General features: G+C 62.0%; 16 protein-coding genes. 14 read left to right on the forward strand and 2 right to left on the reverse strand.

Annotation, left to right across the window (positions count from 1 at the left end; genetic code table 11):
- Nucleotides 1-19 precede the first annotated feature (19 nt).
- Both HGO38_RS13735 and HGO38_RS13740 read right to left on the reverse strand, forming a co-directional pair.
- On the reverse strand, nt 20-862 hold the full coding sequence (locus HGO38_RS13735) for an alpha/beta fold hydrolase (RefSeq protein WP_250956461.1): 843 nt from the start codon (nt 860-862) through the stop codon (nt 20-22).
- Nucleotides 863-980: 118 nt separating this feature from the next.
- The gene (locus tag HGO38_RS13740) at nt 981-1622 is read right to left on the reverse strand and encodes a GntR family transcriptional regulator (protein ID WP_250956462.1); all 642 of its coding nucleotides are present in this window, start codon (nt 1620-1622) and stop codon (nt 981-983) included.
- Between the two features lie 144 nt (nt 1623-1766).
- Here HGO38_RS13740 and HGO38_RS13745 point away from each other — a divergent pair, with 144 nt between their 5' ends.
- The 14 genes from HGO38_RS13745 (at nt 1767) to HGO38_RS13810 (ending at nt 18399) form a co-directional block, all read left to right on the forward strand.
- Nucleotides 1767-3836 carry a hydantoinase/oxoprolinase family protein gene (locus HGO38_RS13745; protein WP_250956463.1) on the forward strand — a complete coding sequence of 690 codons (2070 nt, stop codon included), beginning with the start codon at nt 1767-1769 and terminating at the stop codon, nt 3834-3836.
- Nucleotides 3837-3841: 5 nt separating this feature from the next.
- Complete coding sequence (locus tag HGO38_RS13750) at nt 3842-5503, forward strand: hydantoinase B/oxoprolinase family protein (RefSeq protein ID WP_250956464.1); 1662 nt, start codon at nt 3842-3844, stop codon at nt 5501-5503.
- A 59-nt stretch (nt 5504-5562) separates the two neighbouring features.
- A complete protein-coding gene (locus HGO38_RS13755; protein WP_250956465.1) occupies nt 5563-6582 on the forward strand; it encodes an NAD/NADP octopine/nopaline dehydrogenase family protein in 1020 nt (339 codons plus the stop codon).
- A gap of 94 nt (nt 6583-6676) precedes the next feature.
- On the forward strand, nt 6677-7594 hold the full coding sequence (locus HGO38_RS13760) for an ABC transporter permease (RefSeq protein WP_250956466.1): 918 nt from the start codon (nt 6677-6679) through the stop codon (nt 7592-7594).
- A gap of 9 nt (nt 7595-7603) precedes the next feature.
- Nucleotides 7604-8461 (forward strand): ABC transporter permease, encoded by an 858-nt coding sequence (locus HGO38_RS13765; protein ID WP_250956467.1) that lies wholly within the window; start codon nt 7604-7606, stop codon nt 8459-8461.
- Between the two features lie 69 nt (nt 8462-8530).
- Nucleotides 8531-9541 (forward strand): ABC transporter ATP-binding protein, encoded by a 1011-nt coding sequence (locus tag HGO38_RS13770; RefSeq protein ID WP_250956468.1) that lies wholly within the window; start codon nt 8531-8533, stop codon nt 9539-9541.
- Nucleotides 9538-10458 (forward strand): ABC transporter ATP-binding protein, encoded by a 921-nt coding sequence (locus HGO38_RS13775; protein WP_250956469.1) that lies wholly within the window; start codon nt 9538-9540, stop codon nt 10456-10458. Before HGO38_RS13770 ends, HGO38_RS13775 begins: the two co-directional genes overlap by 4 nt.
- Before the next feature lie 157 nt (nt 10459-10615).
- On the forward strand, nt 10616-11491 hold the full coding sequence (locus HGO38_RS13780; protein WP_250956470.1) for a LysR substrate-binding domain-containing protein: 876 nt from the start codon (nt 10616-10618) through the stop codon (nt 11489-11491).
- A 236-nt stretch (nt 11492-11727) separates the two neighbouring features.
- Nucleotides 11728-12579, forward strand: coding sequence for an ABC transporter substrate-binding protein (locus tag HGO38_RS13785; RefSeq protein ID WP_250956471.1), 852 nt, complete (start codon nt 11728-11730; stop codon nt 12577-12579).
- A 3-nt stretch (nt 12580-12582) separates the two neighbouring features.
- Complete coding sequence (locus HGO38_RS13790) at nt 12583-13494, forward strand: amino acid ABC transporter permease (RefSeq protein WP_250956472.1); 912 nt, start codon at nt 12583-12585, stop codon at nt 13492-13494.
- Nucleotides 13495-13497: 3 nt separating this feature from the next.
- The gene (locus HGO38_RS13795; RefSeq protein WP_250956473.1) at nt 13498-14274 is read left to right on the forward strand and encodes an amino acid ABC transporter ATP-binding protein; all 777 of its coding nucleotides are present in this window, start codon (nt 13498-13500) and stop codon (nt 14272-14274) included.
- A 120-nt stretch (nt 14275-14394) separates the two neighbouring features.
- The gene (locus HGO38_RS13800; protein ID WP_250956474.1) at nt 14395-15609 is read left to right on the forward strand and encodes a trans-sulfuration enzyme family protein; all 1215 of its coding nucleotides are present in this window, start codon (nt 14395-14397) and stop codon (nt 15607-15609) included.
- A gap of 43 nt (nt 15610-15652) precedes the next feature.
- Complete coding sequence (locus tag HGO38_RS13805) at nt 15653-17050, forward strand: M20/M25/M40 family metallo-hydrolase (RefSeq protein WP_250956475.1); 1398 nt, start codon at nt 15653-15655, stop codon at nt 17048-17050.
- Between the two features lie 176 nt (nt 17051-17226).
- On the forward strand, nt 17227-18399 hold the full coding sequence (locus tag HGO38_RS13810) for a MalY/PatB family protein (RefSeq protein ID WP_250956476.1): 1173 nt from the start codon (nt 17227-17229) through the stop codon (nt 18397-18399).
- Nucleotides 18400-18404 lie beyond the last annotated feature (5 nt).

An 18404-nucleotide genomic window follows, 5' to 3' on the forward strand; every position in this document is an offset into this window, starting at 1 on the left:
GGTGAATGGGAACTGCATGTCAGGACGCGGTGCGCGCCAGGAATTCGCGGATTGCCGAAACAACCGTGGCATTGGCTTCGACGTGAACGGCGTGATTGGCGTTGGCGACTTCGAGAAGCTCGGCCTTGGGGATGTGCTCGGCGATGTAGCGGGAATGGTTCGGCGGGCAGATCCAGTCTTTCGCGCCGCAGATGACCAGCGTGGGCACGTCGATATTCTTGAGCCGGTCCCGGACGTCGTAGACCCGCTCGGCAAACAGCGCATTGTGGGTTTCGGCATGCAGATGCATGGTCCGGGTGCGCTCAAGCGCTGCGTCAGGGTCGAATTCCTCGTAATAGAGCGGCTGAAGCGCCAGCCAGATCAGCCTCAGCTCCATGTCGTCCTTCACCGTGTCGGAGAACAGCTTCTCGAGCATGGCGACCGAGGCGCTGGGTGCCTTGTGCAGCCTTTCCTTGAAGGTGACAAACGCGTCGTCTTCATTGTGATGGCTGGGGGCTGTGCCCCTGAGGATGAGGCGGGACAGTCCGTGCGGATGGCGCACGGCATAGGTCAGCGCGATCATGCCGCCGAAAGAGCCGCCCTGCAGGATGATTTTCCGGTCGCCGCAGAAATGTCGGCGGAAGGCCTCGAGATCGTCGGCAAACTGGTCGAAATTATAAGGCGGGGTAAGGCTCGTTTCGCCGCAGCCCCTCTGATCGTAGGCAATCAGGCGGTAGCGGTCGGCGAGCGCCTTGTAAGCGTTGAACTCGCCCTTGCGGTCGCCGATGCCGCGACCGCCATGAAGGGCGAACATGACTTCGGCATTTCTGTCGCCGACGTCATCGTAGACGAACGTCGCTCCATTGAGCTCCACCGTAGGCATCCGGATATGTTCCCGTTTTTGGGAGCAGTTGCTGCTGCTCCTGAATTGTTACGAAAATGAGAACATGAAATGGCGCCAATTTCAAACGAAATTTTTCGTGATGAGGCGATGGCTCTGATCAATTCTGAATCGGTCGAACTCCCACGTGCTTTTCGGTGACGAAACGCAGTCGGTCGGCGTCGCGGGTGCGCAGGCATTCGATCATCTCGAAATGCTCGCGTGCCGCACGCTCAAGTTCGGCTGGCGTATTGCTGGCGCGTTGTGCGGCGAGCGGCACACGGCGGCGCAGATCCCAGATGATGTCGACCATGACCGGGTTCTTGCAGGAGGTCAGCAGTTCCCGATGAAAGGCGAGATTGGCGTGGTCCTGATCGGACAGCGTGCCGGTTTTCAGGGCCTCGGAATAGATGCTGGCCAGATAGGACAGTCGGGCGAGGGAGTCCCCGGTCACGTTGGCGATCAACTCGTCCGCAATGGATTTTTCCACGTGGGCGCGGGCCCTGCGGACATTGTTGGCATAGGCCTGATCGACCGGTGGCACGTAATAGCCGCGATTGGGCACGCGCTGGACGATCTTGCGCGATTGAAGTTGCTCCAGGGCATGGCGCAGCGTCAGTCGCGTACACTGGTAGCGCTCCTCCAGGTCGATCTGCTTCAACCACATTCCGGGCGCGAGTTTGCCGCTGTAGATGTCGGTCTCGATCTGTTCGATCAGCGGTCTGGTCTCTTTTTCGCCGCCTACATCAATCGTCGTATCCATGTGCCGTTTCCTACCTTGGTCGCCGTCCTTCTGCGATTGGCCGGCTTGCGCATTTTATCCTATCAGCGAATTGATGCGTTGACACTATCCAAGATTGGCGCCAATATTGGTGAAAATATCAGTCTAACAGTGGTTCAGATGATCGTGGCACAGAACGCAGTTTCCCGTTACCGCATCGGAGTCGACTCCGGCGGCACCTTTACCGATGTATGCATTTTCGACGAGACGACGCGGGAAATGTTCGTCTGGAAGGTGTCTTCGACCCCGGCTGATCCGTCCGAAGGGATCGCCAATGGCATGGTTCAGGGGCTGCAGTCCTTGCCGGACGGCGGTGCGAGCCCGGATGCGGTGGCCTATTTCGGCCACGGCACCACGGTCGGCACGAACGCGCTCATCCAGGGGCGCGGTGCTGCGTCCGGACTGATCACCACCGACGGTTTCCGCGATGTGCTGGAAATCGGCCGGCAGAAGCGTCCGGACCTTTATTCGCTCCAGACCGTCAAGCCGCCGCTGCTGGCCACTCGCGACATGCGCAAGGAAGTGCGCGAGCGCATCCTGTTTGACGGCACGGTCGCTGTGCCGCTGAACGAGGACGATGTGCACAAGGCGGTCCAGGAACTTAAAGACGCCGGCATTAAGGCAATCGCCATCTGCACGCTGTTCTCGTTCGTCGAGCCGGGCCACGAAAAGCGGATCCGTGAGATCGTCGAAAAGGCAATGCCGGACGCCTTCATCAGCGTTTCGCACGAAATCGCCCCGGAATTCCGCGAATACGAGCGCGTCTCGACCACGGTGGTCAATGCCTATCTCGGCCCGATCATGCGCGGCTATCTCGATCGGCTGACGCCGCGGCTGGAGGCGGCCGGCATCCATGCCGAGCCCCATCTAACGCAGAGCAATGGTGGCGTCATTTCCTGCGATACGGCCAAGAAGCAGCCGGTCCGCACCGTGCTGTCCGGCCCGGCCGCCGGTGTGACGGCGGCGCTCGAGATCGGCAAGGCGACCGGCAGCAACAATCTCATCACCTTTGACATGGGCGGCACATCGAGCGATGTCTCGCTGATCGACGGCGGCAAGCCGCAGATGGCCAATGACATCGTCGTGCACGGCTACCCGCTGAAAGTTCCGATGCTCGACATCCATACGGTCGGCGCCGGCGGCGGTTCCATCGCCTATGTCGACAACGGTCTGCTGAAGGTCGGTCCGCGCAGTGCCGGCGCCAATCCCGGCCCGGTCTGCTACGGCCTCGGCAACGAGGAGCCGACGGTGACGGATGCCAATATCGTGCTCGGCATTCTCAACCAGACCCATCTCCTGAACGGTCGCATGGCGATCGATGCCGAGGCCTCGAAGCGGGCCGTGGCGCGGCTTGCCGGCGATCTCGGGATCGGCGTGATGGACGCTGCCCAGGGGATCATCCGGGTGGTCACGGCCAATATGGCCAAGGCCATTCGCGTCATTTCCGTCGAGCGCGGTTATGATCCCCGCGACTACACCATGCTCGCGTTTGGCGGCGCCGGCCCGATCCATGCGGCGCGGCTCGCCAAGGAGCTGGACATTCCGCGTCTGATGATCCCGAAACATCCGGGGATCATGTGCGCGCTCGGCCTGCTCCAGGCGGATCTGCGCACCAATATCTCGCTGACCCGCATGGCACCACTAACCTCCGCGGCGCTCCCTTCGATCGACGATGGTTTCGCGCAATTGCGCGAACGCGCCGAAGAATGGTTCGAACAGGAGAAGATCGCGGTTGCCGACCGGCGGCTGTCGCTGGCGATGGACATGCGGTATGGCGGGCAGGGTTACGAACTGACCATCGACCGTCCCGAAGGGCTTTCCAACGAGCAACTGCTGGACGCGATGAAGGCAGGCTTCGAGCGTGCCCACATGCAGCTCTACGGGTACGTCGCCGCCGAAGAGCCGATCCAGATCATTACCTTGCGCATCGAGGCGATCGGCAATGTGGCGAAGGCGGAAGTCAGCTCCTATCCGGCCGCGACCACCGATGTGAACACTGCGGTGGTGGGCGAGCGTAGCGTCTACCTGCCGGAACTCGGCGGCTACACCCCGTGCCCGCTTTACGACCGCACCTTGCTCGGGCCCGGCCACGTGGTCGCCGGCCCGGCCATTGTCGAGCAGATGGATTCCACCACGCTGATCCTGCCGAACCAGTCGGCAACCGTCGATTCCCAACTCAACCTGATCATCGAGTAAGCGCCATGAACCAGACTGTTTCACCGACCACGAAACTGCCTGCGGTCGATCCCGTCACGACCGAGGTGATCGGCAGCGCGCTTTCGACGATCGTCGAGGAAATGGGCAAGGCGATCGTTCGCGCCGCCTATTCGACCAATATCAAGGAGCGGCAGGACTGCTCTACCGTGATTTTCGACGCAGAGGGGCGGACGCTTGCCCAGGCTGAACGCATCCCTGTCCATCTCGGCTCGCTGCTCGGTATCGCCGACTACGTGCTGAAGAATTGTGACCTGTCCACCGTCGAGCCGGGTGACGTGTTCGTCGGCAACGATGCGCATACGGGTGGCGGCACCCATCTGAACGACATTGTCTTCCTGGAGCCGGTCTTCGTCGAGGGCGACCTCGTCGCCTGGGTGACCAATCTCGCGCACCACTCCGATTTCGTCGACCGTGGCCATGCGCATATCTTCCAGGAAGGCCTGCGCATTCCGCCGATCCGGCTTTACCGCAAGGGCGTGCTGCAGCAGGATATCATGGACCTGATCCTGCTCAACTGCCAGGTGCCGCGCGAGCGCATCAATGACTTCCGTGCCCAGATGGCGGCCAATCGTCTCGGCGTCCAGCGTTACCAGGCGCTGTGCGAAAAATACGGCAAGCAGGTCGTCGCGGCTGCCGGCGTCGAGGTTTTGAACTATGCCGACCGCAAGACACGCGCCGGCATCGCGCGCATTCCGGACGGGATCTACGAGCACAGCTGCCGTTTCGACAGCAACCTCGTCGAGGAGGTCATGGACCTCAAGGTGAAGATCGAGGTGAAGGGCGACGAGATCTTCTTCGATCTCGCCGGCAATCCCGATCAGGTGCGCGCGCCGATCAACATGGTGATGACAGCAACGCTGGCCACGGTCTATTTCGCCGTCAAGGCACTGGTCGATCCGGATATTCCGGCCAATTCCGGGTTTCACCGGGCAATCCACGTCACGGCACCCGAAGGCACCCTCTTCAACGCAGTCGCGCCGGCTGCGGTCTACAGCCGCACCGATCCGGGACAGCGTCTGGTCGACCTGATCTTTGCAGCGCTGTCCCAGGCAATTCCCGAGGAAGTCTGCGCCGCCTGCACCGGGGGCGGACTCCTGACCTTCAGCGGCACGCATCCGCGGACCGGCCGCTTCTATGTCTATAACGAGATGTGCGGTGGTTCGATGGGCGCCCGCGCCCATATGGACGGGGTGGACGGCGTGCAGGTGCACACGACCAACACGGCCAATATTCCGATCGAGGCGCTGGAATACGAGCATCCGATCATGGTCGAGCGCTACGAGCTCGTCGAGGATTCCGGCGGTCCCGGCAAGTTCCGAGGCGGCATGACGATGCGCCGCAAGGTCAAGATCCTCGATCACACGGCAACGATTTCCGCCGGTGGTACAAATGCGATCATCCCGCCCTGGGGTCTGTTCGGCGGGAAGGACGGCCGGACGACCATGGTCGAACTCGGCGAAGGTGTCGCGCCGCTCAAGCGCCGTGCCGGCATCGTCGGCGCCGGCCAGACGATCGCCATGGTCGCCTCTTCCGGTGGCGGTTATGGCGATCCGAAGGAACGGGATCGCGACCTGGTTCTCAAAGACCTTCGCGAAGGGCGGATTTCGCAACAGTCGGCCAGGGAGATCTACGGCCTGGATATCTGAGAATGCTGCGGGCGTCGCAACGATCGACGCATCGACGCCAACCAACAAGGGGAACGGGCATGCGTATTGGCATTGTCGGATGTGGCGGCATTGCTCTTGGTTATGCAGCAATGCTGACCCAGGAAGGCCACGACGTTGTCCTATGGTCGCCCTCGGGCAAAGGTGGCGAGGGACTGCACGGTGCCGAGATCGAGGTTTCCGGAATTCTGGACATGCGCTTCCGTCCTGTCATGGCATGGGACGCGCAGGTCCTGATCGACCATGCCGAGGTCGTGATCATCGCCGTGCCCGGCTATGGGCACAAGGCGGTCATCGATGCCATCGTCCCCTTTGCGAAAAACGGCCAGACCTTCATCGTCAGTGCTGAGCTTTCCCTGAGTGCGACATATCTGTCGCAACGTCTGCTGGCCCGTGGTGTGACGGCAGAGGTGGTTGCCTGGGCGACGACGGCGCTGATGTCGCGACGGTCCGGTCCTCTAAGCGTTTCGATCGGCGGCATCCGCACGAAGCTCGAGGCGGCCGTTCTGCCGGCCGGCAGCGATGGCTCTGCGATCGATATCTGTCGAGACCTGTTCGGTGAGCGCTTTACGGAAGTGCCGGATATCATGGCGATTGCGCTGAGCAATCTCAATCCGCCGATCCATCTTGCCAGCGCGCTCTGCAACTTCACCCGTATCGAAAAGGCCGAATACTGGGCCAATTACGACGGCATAACGCCATCCGTCGCACGCATGATCGAGGCGCTCGATGCCGAGCGGCTTGATGTGGCGAAGGCCTATGGCGTCAAGGTGCGGACCGTTCATGATCATTACCACCTGACCTTCGGTTTCGAGCCGGGCATGACGCTGGCCGACATGGCCGCCGCGGTTCATGAGAAGCGCAAGGGGCCACCCGGTCCGGTGACGACCGATACCCGCTTCATCACCGAGGACGTGCCTTTCGGCATCGTGCCGGTCATTGCCCTTGCCGAAAGGCGCGGTGTGGTGGTGCCCCTGCACAAGGCTGGCCTGGTGGTCGTCAACGCCTTGTACGGGCGAAATTTCGAGAATGCGAATGATCTTCTTTCCTATGTGACTTAACCGCGCGATGTCGTAATCTTCCGGAACGCATGACGATGATTCATAAAGAACAGGCAGGGCCGATCTTCGCCGCAGCCCAGGTCGGGGGCCGGATATGACGCGCTATCTGCTGACGAAGTTTGTCGAGGCTTTCATTGCCATCTGGGGTGTCGTGACGATCGTTTTTTTCGTCAGCCGCATCCTGGGCGATCCCGCCGTATTGCTCGTGCCTGTCGGTGCGGGCAAGCAGGAGATCGACAATCTTCGCGTCGTTCTCGGCCTCGACCGGCCACTGGCCGAACAGTATTTCTATTCGCTCGCCTCCATGCTGAAAGGCGATTTCGGCATGTCCTTCCAGCACACGCGCCCGGCGCTCGACGTCGTGCTGGAGCGCATGCCGGCCACGGCATCGCTTGCCGGCCTGGCTCTGCTGTTCGGCACGCTGATCGGTGCGGCCGCCGGCGCCATCGCTGCCCTGATGCGCGGCACCGTGGCTGAACTCGTTGTCATGATCGCCGCATTGCTGGGCCAGGCGACGCCGACCTTCTGGCTCGGCATCATGTTGATCCTGTTGTTCTCGGTCGAACTCGGTCTGCTGCCGACGGGCGGTGCCGGCACCTGGCAGCATCTCGTTCTGCCTGGGCTGACGCTCTCGGTCTTCGTCTCGGCGTCGATCGCGCGTCTCCTGCGCTCGTCGCTGCTGGATATCATGCGAGAGGACTATGTTCGCACCGCCCGTGCCAAGGGCCTGTTGCCGCGCACCGTGTTCTTCTGGCATATCGCCCGCAATGCGCTGATCCCCGTCGTCACGATGATCGGCATCATCGCCGGCGAGTTGCTGGGCGGTTCAGTGGTGATCGAGACAGTCTTTGCCTGGCCAGGCGTGGGGCGCGTCATCGTGCAGGCCATCCAGGCGCAGGACTTTCCCGTCATCCAGGCCGGCGTCACGCTCGTTGCCGCCATTTTCGTCTTCGTCAACCTGCTGGTCGATCTGCTGTACGGCGTGCTCGATCCCCGAATTCGGCGAGGCTGAGCTGCGGTCATGAGATCTTTCCTGTCTGCCCTTTTCAGAAGCCGCGCCGGACTGTTCGGCTTCGTGCTGGTATTGCTTTTCATCGCCGGGGCCCTTCTGGCGCCCTATCTCGGATTGCCGTCGCCGACCCGCTCGAGCCTGGCCTCGCGCATGGTCGCGCCGACCTGGTCCGGCATCTTTTCCCCCGGTGCGCACCCGCTCGGCACCGACGAACTCGGCCGGGATATCCTCTCCCGCATTCTGCATGGGAGCCGCACCACGCTGTTGATCGCCGCCGGCGCGGTCATCCTCGGTGGTGTGCTCGGAACCCTGCTCGGCATCGTCGCCGGTTATTATCGCGGTATGGTCGACCGGGTCCTGATGCGTATCGTCGATATCCAGCTGGCGCTGCCGTTGATGCTTCTTGCCTTGCTGGTGGTCGCGGCGATCGGTCCGTCGACCCAGAACCTTGTCGTCGTCCTGGCCCTGACGAGCTGGCTTCGTTACGCCCGCATCATCCGCGGTCAGGTGCTGGCGCTTCGCGAACGGGAATTCATCCTGTCCGCCCATGCGATCGGCGCCGGCACGTGGCGGATCATGATCAAGCACCTGCTGCCGAACGTCATGACCCCGGTCCTCGTCATCGCGACGCTGGAGCTCGCACGCATCATCATCATGGATGCCGCCCTGTCCTTTCTGGGCATGGGCGTTCAGCCGCCAAGCCCGAGCTGGGGCCGCATGCTGGCCGATGGCCGGGTCTACATCACCACCGCATGGTGGATCGTCACCTTTCCGGGCCTTGCCATTCTGTTCACCGTCCTGAGCGTGAACCTGCTCGGCGACTGGCTGCGCGACTATTTCGACCCGAAACTGAGGAGCGCGCGATGATGGCCATTCCTTTCCGCGCCGCCCCGGACGGGGTTCCTGCGATCAACGGTTCTACGGAGGTCTGACGCCATGGCACCGCTTCTCGATGTCCGCAATCTCACCGTCGTCTTCGATACGCCTGCCGGCATCGTGCATGCGGTCAACGATGTCTCCTACACGATCGAGGAAGGCGAAACGCTCGGCATCGTCGGCGAGTCCGGCTCGGGCAAAAGCGTGCATGCGCTGTCCATGGTCGGGTTGATCGCCCGCCCGCCGGGCCGCATCGTCAGCGGCGAGGTGTTTTTCAACGGTCGAGATCTGCTGAAGCTCCCGGAACATGAATTGTGCAATCTGCGCGGCAAGGAAATCGGCTTCGTCTTCCAGGACCCGATGACCTCGCTCAATCCGGTTCTGACGGTCGAGCGGCAGATTGCCGAACCGCTGCGCCGGCATTTCAACCTGTCGAAGACCCAGGCGCGCGAGCGCGTGGTGGAATTGCTCGATCTTGTCGGCATTCCCAATGCCCGGGCCCGCATCGGCCAGTATCCCCATGAGTTTTCCGGCGGAATGCGCCAGCGCGTGATGATCGCGATCGGTCTGTCCTGCAACCCGAAGCTCCTGATTGCCGACGAGGCAACGACGGCCCTCGACGTAACCGTACAGGCGCAGATCCTCGACCTCGTGCGGGACCTGAAAAAGAAGATCGGCACGACCGTGATCTGGATCACTCATGACATGGGTGTCGTCGCTGGCCTCGCAGACACGATCCAGGTCATGTATGGCGGACGCATCATGGAGCGCGGCCCGGTCGATGCGGTCTTCGACGATCCGCGCAGCGCCTATACCTGGGGTCTGCTGAAGTCGCTGCCGCATGGCGGCAAGCGCGGCGACACGCGTCTTTATCAGATCCCCGGAAATCCGCCCCACCTGACCAGCGAGCCGATCGGCGATCCCTTTGCACCGCGCAATGCATTTGCGACCGAGCGATGCCTGACCGAGACGCCACCGCTCAAGCAGGTGGACGACAGTGTCATCGGCCACAAGGCCGCGGTCTGGTACGACCTGCGCCAGGAACGGCGCGCTGAGGAGGCACAGCCATGAGCGCGGACAAGACACTGCCGCAGAAGCCCCTGGTGATCGCCGATCGTCTGTGCAAGACCTTCGGCGGCGGGCGTAGCCTGCTCGGCCTGACCGCGCCGGCTCTAAAGGCCGTCGACAACGTCAGTTTCGAGATTTTTCCAGGCGAGACGCTGGGCCTGGTCGGCGAATCCGGCTCGGGCAAAAGCACGACGGGCCGCGTTCTGCTGCAGCTCGAAGAGCCGACCAGCGGCGACATCATTTTCAACGGCCAGAACCTGACCGGTCTGTCGAAGTCGCTGCTCAAGCCGCATCGGCGCAACATGCAGATCATCTTCCAGGATCCCTATTCGTCGCTCAATCCGCGGATGACGGTGGGCGAATTCGTTGCCGAACCGCTTGTCGTGCATGGTCTGGGCGGCAACAGATCGGAACGGAGTGACAGGGTGGCGGCACTGTTTCGAAAGGTCGGCCTCGATCCCTCCTTCATGACCCGATATCCGCACGAGTTTTCCGGCGGACAGCGCCAGCGCGTCTGCATTGCCCGTGGCATTGCGCTTGATCCCGCCTTCATCGTCGCCGACGAGCCGATCACCGCGCTCGACGTGTCGATCCAGGCGCAGATCGTCAATCTGTTCCAGGACCTGCAGGACGAACTGGGGCTGACCTATCTGTTCATCGCTCACGACCTGTCGATGATCCGCTATCTCTGCCACCGGGTGGCGGTGATGCTGCGCGGGCGGATCGTCGAGATCGGGCCTTGCGAGGCCATCTTCGAGAACCCGCAACACGCCTATACGCGGGCGCTGCTCTCCGCGATCCCGATCCCCGACCCGAAGATCGAACGCAACCGCCGGCCGATCGCCTTTGATGTGAACGCCAATCCGATCCCCGCGGAAGCGACATTGAAGCGGGTCGGCGAACAGCATTTCGCCTTGTAACGCCAGACCCTGATCCCCCGGCAGCCCATCCAGACGGCCTTCGACCTCCTTCAATGCGTCGATCGCCTGCTTGAGTTCGGTCAGAATTTCCATTGCGATGGCTTTGCATCTGAGGCACGACTATTCCAAATAGTTATAACGTTGTGCGGAGGATCGGGTGAATCTCAGGCAGGTCGAAGTCTTCCGCGTTGTGATGACCAATGGCACCACGGCGCGAGCAGCCGAGGTACTGCATGTATCCCAGCCGGCGGTGAGCAAGATGATCCAGGAGCTTGAGCGTTCGCTCGGCTTCGCACTGTTCCACCGCCTCAAGGGACGCCTGCATCCCACTCCGGAAGGGCAGCTGTTCTTTCGGGAGGTGGAACAGACATTCCTCGGCCTGACCCATCTGCGGGGTGCCGCGGCGCGCATCCGCGACTTTGGCTCCGGTGAAATCAAGATTGCCTGCCTTTCGGCCTTGTCGACCAATGTGCTGCCCCGCGCGTTGAAAGCTTTCATGGTCCGCAATCCGAATATCGCGGTGACGTTTCAGGCGCGCATGTCCTCGACGGTGCGCGACCTCGTCGCCTCGGGACAGTTCGATCTTGGCATTGTTGCCGACGAGATCGACAAGACCGGTGTCGCCGTCACGGATTTCGCGCGATTTCGGGTGGCTGTGGCGGTGCCGGACGGACATCCCCTGGAGAGTTGCGAAACGGTTCGCCCTCAAGACCTGGTTGACCATGCCTTCATTGCCCTGGCGCCGGAGGATACGACCCGCGGCGAAGCCGAGGTGGCCTTTCACAATGCCGGCGTGAAGGTCAGGACGGTGATGGAAACGCCGTATTCGACCACGATCTGTGCCATGGTGGCGGCCGGCATCGGCATAGGACTCGTCGATCCGCTGACCGCCGAGCCCTATATCGGACGCGGCCTGACGCTCAAGCCGTTCGAGCCGGCCTTGCATTTCCGCACACTTCTGATCACCCCGCCCAACCGCATGGCCTCCCGCCATCTGCAGGAATTCATCGAAGACCTGCGCGAGGCGATTTGAAAGGGCGAGTGTCTGCTTTCAAGGTGAGCCATCGAACCACAACGCCGGCGCAAGCAATAACCTGTGCGAATAGAGTGCATCGATCTTACTATTGGACGGCGTAGATGACAGTTCGCATAGTGCGCGGGACGAGCGGCCAGCGATCCTTCCAAGCGCAGCCCAAGGTCACAACAACAAGATGGGGAACGTCAATGTTCAAATCGCTTATTTGCCTGCCAGTGATGGCAACACTCGCCATGACGGCTTCAACAAATTCCGTGTCCGCCCAGTCCTTCGATACCGCGTCTATCAAAGTCGAAGAGGCCCTGGCGGCCCGCGTTCCGGCCAAGATCAAGGCCGCCGGCGTGCTGACCATCGGATCGGACACCGCTTATGCACCCTGGGAATTTCTCAGCGAGAAGGACGGCCAGACCCCGGAGGGCATCGATGTCGATATTGCCAATGCCATCGGCAGAAAGCTTGGCCTGAGGATCGATTTCCAGACCTCCGCATTCGAGGCCATTCTGCCGGCGCTCGGCACCAAGTTCGACCTCGGAGTCTCGGCTTTTTCCGTCACCAATGAACGGCTGAAGGCCGTCAATTTCGTCAGCTATGCGGACACGGGCAGCCTGTGGGCCGTCAAGGCTGGAAACCCGACGAAGTTCGATCCTAACGATGTCTGCGGCCGCAAGATCGCCATCCAGTCGGGAACCTATTTCGAGAAGGCCATGCTCGCGGAAAACGACCGCTGCAAGTCTGCCGGCAAGGCCGAGATCGAACTTCTGCCGTTCTCCAAGCAGCCGGAAGCCCTGACGCGGGTGGCGGCCGGCGGTGCGGATGCCACGGTCTCGGGTGAAGCCGGCACGGGCTATGCGGCAAAGCAGTCGAACGGTGCCCTTGAAACCCTGAAACCCACCGCCGGAGAGCTGAGCGAGCACGGTCCCAACGGCATCGCCGTCCCGAAGTCGGACATGGCGCTGACGGAACTCGTCGCAGACACGATCAACGCGCTGATTGCCGACGGGACCTACAAGGCTCTGCTCGACACCTGGGGTGTCGGCTCGGTGATCCCCGAAAAGGCGCTGGTCAATCCTGAAGTCAAGATCTGAGACATGGCGCTCGACGTTGCAACGACAGGGGCCGGCGTGACGCCGGTCCCCATGGAACAGCCGGACGTGACGCGCAATATCGTGGTTCCGCGGCGCCATCCCGGTCGGTGGCTGGCGGTGGCGGTGCTGGCAATCCTCGCCCTTCAGTTCGCCCAGGCGATCTCCGTCAATCCCAATTTCCACTGGGATGTCTACCTGACCTACCTGTTTTCACCGCAGGTGGTGCGCGGCGTGGGCTGGACGCTTCTGCTGACCGTCGTCGCCATGACGGTCGCGATCGTCGTCGCAGGCCTGCTCGTCGTCGTTCGCGACACCGACAATCCGATCCTGCGCGGCATTGCCTATGCCTGGGTCTGGTTCTTCCGCGGCACGCCCGTTTACACGCAGCTGCTGTTCTGGGGCCTGTTCGCCGTGCTGTTTCCGAACCTCAGCCTGACGGTGCCGTTTGGTCCGGAGATCGTCAGTGTCGAGACCAAGTATATCGTGACGCCGGCGCTTGCAGCGATCCTTGGCCTCGGATTCAACGAGTCCGCCTATCTGACCGAAATCTTTCGGGCAGGGTTCAATTCGATCGATCGGGGACAGGCCGAGGCCGCCCAGGCTCTTGGCATGCGCCGGGCCAAGATCTGGTGGCGCATTCTCATGCCCCAGGCAATGCGGGTGATCATTCCGCCGACCGGCAACGAAGCGATTGGAATGCTGAAAATGACGTCTCTGGTACTGGCTATTCCGTTTACGCTCGATCTGACATTCGCGACCAATGCGATCTCCAACAGGATCTACCTGCCCATTCCGCTCCTGATGGTGGCCGCGACCTGGTATCTCGCCATTACCAGCCTGCTGATGGTCGGACAATTTTACCTTGAGCGCCATTTCGGAAAAGGCGTTTCCGTTCATCCTGCGCGGGTGGAATAGGCCATGGATCAGACCATCTCCGAAGTCTGCGTCGAGATGCAGAATATTCACAAATTCTATGGCTCGGTGCATGCCCTCAAAGGCGTCAACCTACGGGTTCGGCGCGGCGAAGTCTGCGTGGCGATCGGCCCATCGGGCTCCGGCAAGTCGACGCTTCTGCGCTGCATCAACCAGCTGGAGAGCATATCGGCGGGGCGCGTTTTCCTGAAAGGGCAGCTCCAGGGCTATTTGGAGCGCGGCGGTCGCTTCCATCCCCTGGCATCGGGCCAGATCGCCGCGCAACGCCGGCTGACCGGCATGGTGTTCCAGCGCTTCAACCTTTTCCCCCACATGACGGCACTGGAAAACGTCATGGAGGGCCCCTTGCATGTCAAGGGATGGCCCCGGCAACAAGCCCGCGCAAAGGCCGACGAACTTCTGGCGCGCGTCGGGCTTGAGGGATTTGGAAACCGCTATCCGGGACAGCTTTCCGGCGGGCAGCAGCAGCGTGTGGCGATTGCGCGCGCGCTGGCCATGGAGCCGGAGGTGATGCTGTTCGACGAGCCGACCTCCGCACTCGACCCGGAACTGGTGGGTGAAGTTCTCGACGTCATCAAGACCCTGGCGCTGAGCGGCATCACCATGGTGGTGGTCACCCACGAGATCGGCTTTGCCCGCGAGGTCGCAAACCATCTGGTGTTCATGGATCAGGGTCAGGTGGTCGAGGAAGGGGAACCCCGTGCGATGCTCGCCAATCCGCAAAACCCGCGCACCGCAGCCTTCCTGTCCAAGGTGTTGTGAGGCGGACCATGTGCCTCACAGGCGATATCAACAACCCATGTGAATAGAGAGAGTTCGCTGGAACCGCATCGGGAGTAGATCGTCCTGACGGCCGTGTGAGCTCCTGGAAAGGCCTTCACCATGAATGATCTGACCCAATGCGTTCTGACCCCGGACGTCCCGACCGAGGGGTTTGCACCGCTCGGTGTCGGCGTGCACCGTGCCTCGACGATCGTGTTTGACGATGCGGCGGCCTATGCCGCCCGCGGGGATCGGGGGTATGAGGGCTATTCCTATGGTCTCTACGGCACGCCGACGACGCGCACCCTCGAAGCCAAACTGACCGCTCTGGAGGGCGGCGCCTGGACGTTCCTGACGCCATCGGGTCAGGCCGCCAACGCGCTTGCGGTTCTGCCATTCCTGGCCGCAGGCGATCACATTCTGATCGCCGATACAGCCTATCCGCCGATGCGGGATCTGGCGGAGACCGATCTGCGACGGCTGGGCGTGGAGGTCGGGTTTTTCGACCCCCTGTCTCCCGAAGACGTCGCTTCGAAGATGCGCGACACCACCCGGATCGTCTGGTGCGAAAGCCCCGGCTCGACGACGATGGAGATCCTGGATCTGCCCAGGATCACCGCCATAGCACATGACAAGGGCGCCCTGGTCGGCGTGGACAACACATGGGCCACCCCGCTCAATCTCAAGCCGCTGGCCCACGGCGCCGACATCGTCACCGAGGCACTGACCAAATTTGTCTCCGGCCATTCGGACGTGCTGATGGGCTCGATTACGGTCGGAAATGCCGATCTGATCAAACCCATCCGCTCTCTGATCGGTCGGATGGGGGTTGGCGTTTCGCCTGACGACGCCTCGCTGGTGCTGCGCGGCTTCGAGACCCTTGGTGTCCGTTTGCGGCATTCCGAAAGGGTGGCCCTCGATTTTGCCCGCAAGCTCGAGCGCCATCCCCTGGTCGAACAGGTGCTGCATCCCGCGCTCGAGACCTTCCCCGGCCATGCGATCTGGAAACGGGACTTCCTGGGATCCAGCGGCGTCTTCAGCGTCGTGTTCAAGGACACGGCCACCCCCCATGTCGCTGCGGCGCTCGACGCACTCACACTCTTCGCGATCGGGGCCTCCTGGGGAGGCACCCGCAGCCTGGCGGCGCCCATGTCCATTGACGGCTTTCGCAGCGCCACGGCCTGGTCCGGCCCCAATGTCATTTTGCGCCTGAGTGTCGGTCTGGAAGACGAGGGCGAACTCTGGGCTGATATCGAGCGCCTTCTGGTGGATATCGAGGGTCGGACAAAGGACGGAGCGGGCGAAGCGTGGCGCACGGCCTCCAGCCGCGGCTGAGCGACCTGCCGAACACGTCTCCAGAACGCGACAAGGACCAAATATGGCGGATATGCAAAGCGTGCTGCGCGAGATCGACGAAAATTTCGACGTGTCGATCAGAAAACTGCTGGAGCTGATCTCGATACCGTCGATCTCAAGCGATCCGTCCAACGGACCGGATATCCTTCGCGCCGCGGAATGGCTGGCAGAGGCGTTGTCGTCCATCGACCTTGTGGCAGAGGTCATCCAGACCAAGGGACATCCGGTCGTTTTGGCGCATTCCTCCGAACCGGTGCCGGGCAAGCGTCCGCGCCTGCTGTTCTACGGACATTACGATGTTCAGCCGGTCGGCGAACTCGAGCAGTGGACACATGCCCCTTTCGAGCCGGCCGTTATCGAGGAAGACGGCGTTCATCGCATCTACGGCCGGGGTGCATCCGACAGCAAAAGCCAGCTTTGGACCTTCATCGAGGCGTTGCGCGCCTGGAGGACTGTCCACGGCGATTTTCCAGCCGACATCGTCGTCGTGCTGGAGGGGGAGGAGGAGTGCGGCTCGCCGAGCCTGCCGGACTTCATCGCCGCCCACAGGCACGCGCTTGAATGTGACGTCGCCTTCATCTGCGATGCCGAAATGTGGTCCCCCACCCAGCCGGCCATCACGACCCAGCTCAAGGGCCTCGTCCATGAGCGCGTGACGGTCCATACGCCCAATCCCGATGTCCATTCGGGCCACTATGGCGCGGTCGCCGCAAATCCCATCCGGATCCTCAGCGCCATCCTGGCCGGCCTTCACGACGAGAAGGGACGGGTGGCCATCGACGGTTTCTATGACGATGTGCAGGATATTCCCGAGGCTCTCCGCCAGAAATGGCACGCCCTGTCACGGCATCCGGGCCTTTTCGACGATATCGACCTGACCGGTGGTGTCTTGGAAGAGGGCTACTCCGTCCTTGAAGCCATGTGGGGTCGGCCAACGGTCGATATCAATGGCATCACGGGCGGCAACCAGGGGCCTGGCGAACGGTCCGTCTTGCCGGCAAGCGCCACAGCCCGTCTGTCCTTCCGGCTTGTGGCGGGACAGGAGCCGGAGAAAATCCGTCAGCTCTTCCGGACCTTTGTCGAATCGAGGTTGCCCAAAGGCTGCCGCGTGGACTTCGTCGGGCAGGGCGGCAGTTCCGCGGTCGTTCTGTCGCAGGACAGCCCCTTCCTGGCGGCGGCGGCGCGCGGTCTCGAACTGGAATGGGAACAGCCCGCCATCCTCATCGGAACCGGCGGCGCCATTCCCCTGGTCCAGCAATTCCACGAGGTTCTCGGAGCCGAATGCGTGGTCATCGGCTTCATCCTGGCAGGCGACGCCATCCATGCGCCGGACGAGCGTTACGATACCGAGCGCCTGCGCAGAGGAATTCGAAGCTGGGTGCGGATTTTCGGGGACATTCATGGACACACCGCGAACTAGCAAGATGCTGCCGGTGACAATGCCGCTTGAAGACAATGCATTCGGCTGGCGTTTGATACCCTGACATATCGTTGTCTCGCGCAACTTCGCGGTTTGGGTCTGGTCCGGACGCCCGATGAAATATAAGGGTGTTTTCAGTGTAAGAGAGACTCGGAAATCTGCAAGCGGAGTGAATGATGAATTTTGACGAGATCGTCGATCGGCGCGGAACCCATTGTGCGAAATGGGATATGGTGGAGCAGCTCTACGGTATTTCGGCCGACGATGCCCTGCCGATGTGGGTGGCCGACATGGATTTCCGCCCTCCGGCGGTGGTGCAGCAGGCCCTGCAGCGCATGATCGACCACGGCGTCTACGGCTATTTCGGCGACGAAAGTGCCTACAAGGACGCCATCTGCTGGTGGATGGCGAACCGTCACGGCTGGCAGGTGGATCCGGCTTCGATCTTTACCGCCCATGGCCTGGTCAACGGCACAGCCCTTTGCGTCGACACCTGGACGGAACCGGGCGATGCCGTGGTTCTGATGACGCCGGTCTATCATGCCTTTGCTCGGGTCATTAAGGCGGCTGGGCGCGAGGTTCGCGAATTGCCGCTGGTCCAGGAGGATGGCCGCTACCAAATGGATTTCGACAACTGGCACGGTCTGATGACCGGCCGGGAGAAGATGTTGATCCTGTGCTCGCCGCACAATCCCGGCGGACGGGTCTGGACCGCCGAGGAACTGCGGGACGTGGCGGAGTTTGCAAAGCGTCACGATCTCATCCTCGTCTCGGACGAGATTCATGCCGATCTGGTGTTTGCAGGGCACCGGCATATCCCAATGACCCTTGCGGCGCCTGACGTCATCGACCGTCTGGTGATGCTGACGGCCTCGACCAAGACGTTCAATATTGCCGGTGCGCATGTCGGCAACGTCATCATTCCCGATGAAAAGCTGAGACGCGCCTTTTCCAAGCGCCACCAGGCCATGGGCATTTCGCCCAATTCGTTTGGCATGCACATGGTGACGGCAGCCTATTCCTCGGAAGGGGCCGAATGGGTCGATGCGCTGATGCTATATCTGGATGGCAATCGCCAGGCTTTCGATGCCGGGATTGCCAGCATTCCCGGTCTGCGCTCCATGCCGCTGGAGGCCACCTATCTGGCATGGGTGGACGGATCCGGCGCCGGCCTCAGCAGCCAGGAATTCGTCACGCGCGTCGAGAAGCAAGCCCGTATCGCCGTAAATCACGGTCAAACCTTCGGGCTTGGCGGCGACGGCTTCCTGCGCTTCAACTTCGCGTGCCCGCGAGCGATGGTCGATGAAGCGGTCGTGCGCTTGCAGGCTGCATTCTCGGATCTGCAATAGGCCGA

The organism is Rhizobium sp. CG5, assembly GCF_023701945.1.
Taxonomy (GTDB): Bacteria; Pseudomonadota; Alphaproteobacteria; order Rhizobiales; family Rhizobiaceae; genus Allorhizobium.

What these genes read in the sequence shown, in the direction of transcription:
- HGO38_RS13750 (WP_250956464.1), top strand. Translation starts at nt 3,842, where the DNA reads ATGAACCAGACTGTTTCACCGACCACGAAACTGCCTGCGGTCGATCCC.
- HGO38_RS13775 (WP_250956469.1), top strand. Translation starts at nt 9,538, where the DNA reads ATGAGCGCGGACAAGACACTGCCGCAGAAGCCCCTGGTGATCGCCGAT.
- HGO38_RS13795 (WP_250956473.1), top strand. Translation starts at nt 13,498, where the DNA reads ATGGATCAGACCATCTCCGAAGTCTGCGTCGAGATGCAGAATATTCAC.
- HGO38_RS13765 (WP_250956467.1), top strand. Translation starts at nt 7,604, where the DNA reads ATGAGATCTTTCCTGTCTGCCCTTTTCAGAAGCCGCGCCGGACTGTTC.
- HGO38_RS13735 (WP_250956461.1), bottom strand. Translation starts at nt 862, where the DNA reads ATGCCTACGGTGGAGCTCAATGGAGCGACGTTCGTCTACGATGACGTC.
- HGO38_RS13805 (WP_250956475.1), top strand. Translation starts at nt 15,653, where the DNA reads ATGGCGGATATGCAAAGCGTGCTGCGCGAGATCGACGAAAATTTCGAC.
- HGO38_RS13740 (WP_250956462.1), bottom strand. Translation starts at nt 1,622, where the DNA reads ATGGATACGACGATTGATGTAGGCGGCGAAAAAGAGACCAGACCGCTG.
- HGO38_RS13770 (WP_250956468.1), top strand. Translation starts at nt 8,531, where the DNA reads ATGGCACCGCTTCTCGATGTCCGCAATCTCACCGTCGTCTTCGATACG.
- HGO38_RS13800 (WP_250956474.1), top strand. Translation starts at nt 14,395, where the DNA reads ATGAATGATCTGACCCAATGCGTTCTGACCCCGGACGTCCCGACCGAG.
- HGO38_RS13755 (WP_250956465.1), top strand. Translation starts at nt 5,563, where the DNA reads ATGCGTATTGGCATTGTCGGATGTGGCGGCATTGCTCTTGGTTATGCA.
- HGO38_RS13810 (WP_250956476.1), top strand. Translation starts at nt 17,227, where the DNA reads ATGAATTTTGACGAGATCGTCGATCGGCGCGGAACCCATTGTGCGAAA.
- HGO38_RS13760 (WP_250956466.1), top strand. Translation starts at nt 6,677, where the DNA reads ATGACGCGCTATCTGCTGACGAAGTTTGTCGAGGCTTTCATTGCCATC.
- HGO38_RS13790 (WP_250956472.1), top strand. Translation starts at nt 12,583, where the DNA reads ATGGCGCTCGACGTTGCAACGACAGGGGCCGGCGTGACGCCGGTCCCC.
- HGO38_RS13785 (WP_250956471.1), top strand. Translation starts at nt 11,728, where the DNA reads ATGACGGCTTCAACAAATTCCGTGTCCGCCCAGTCCTTCGATACCGCG.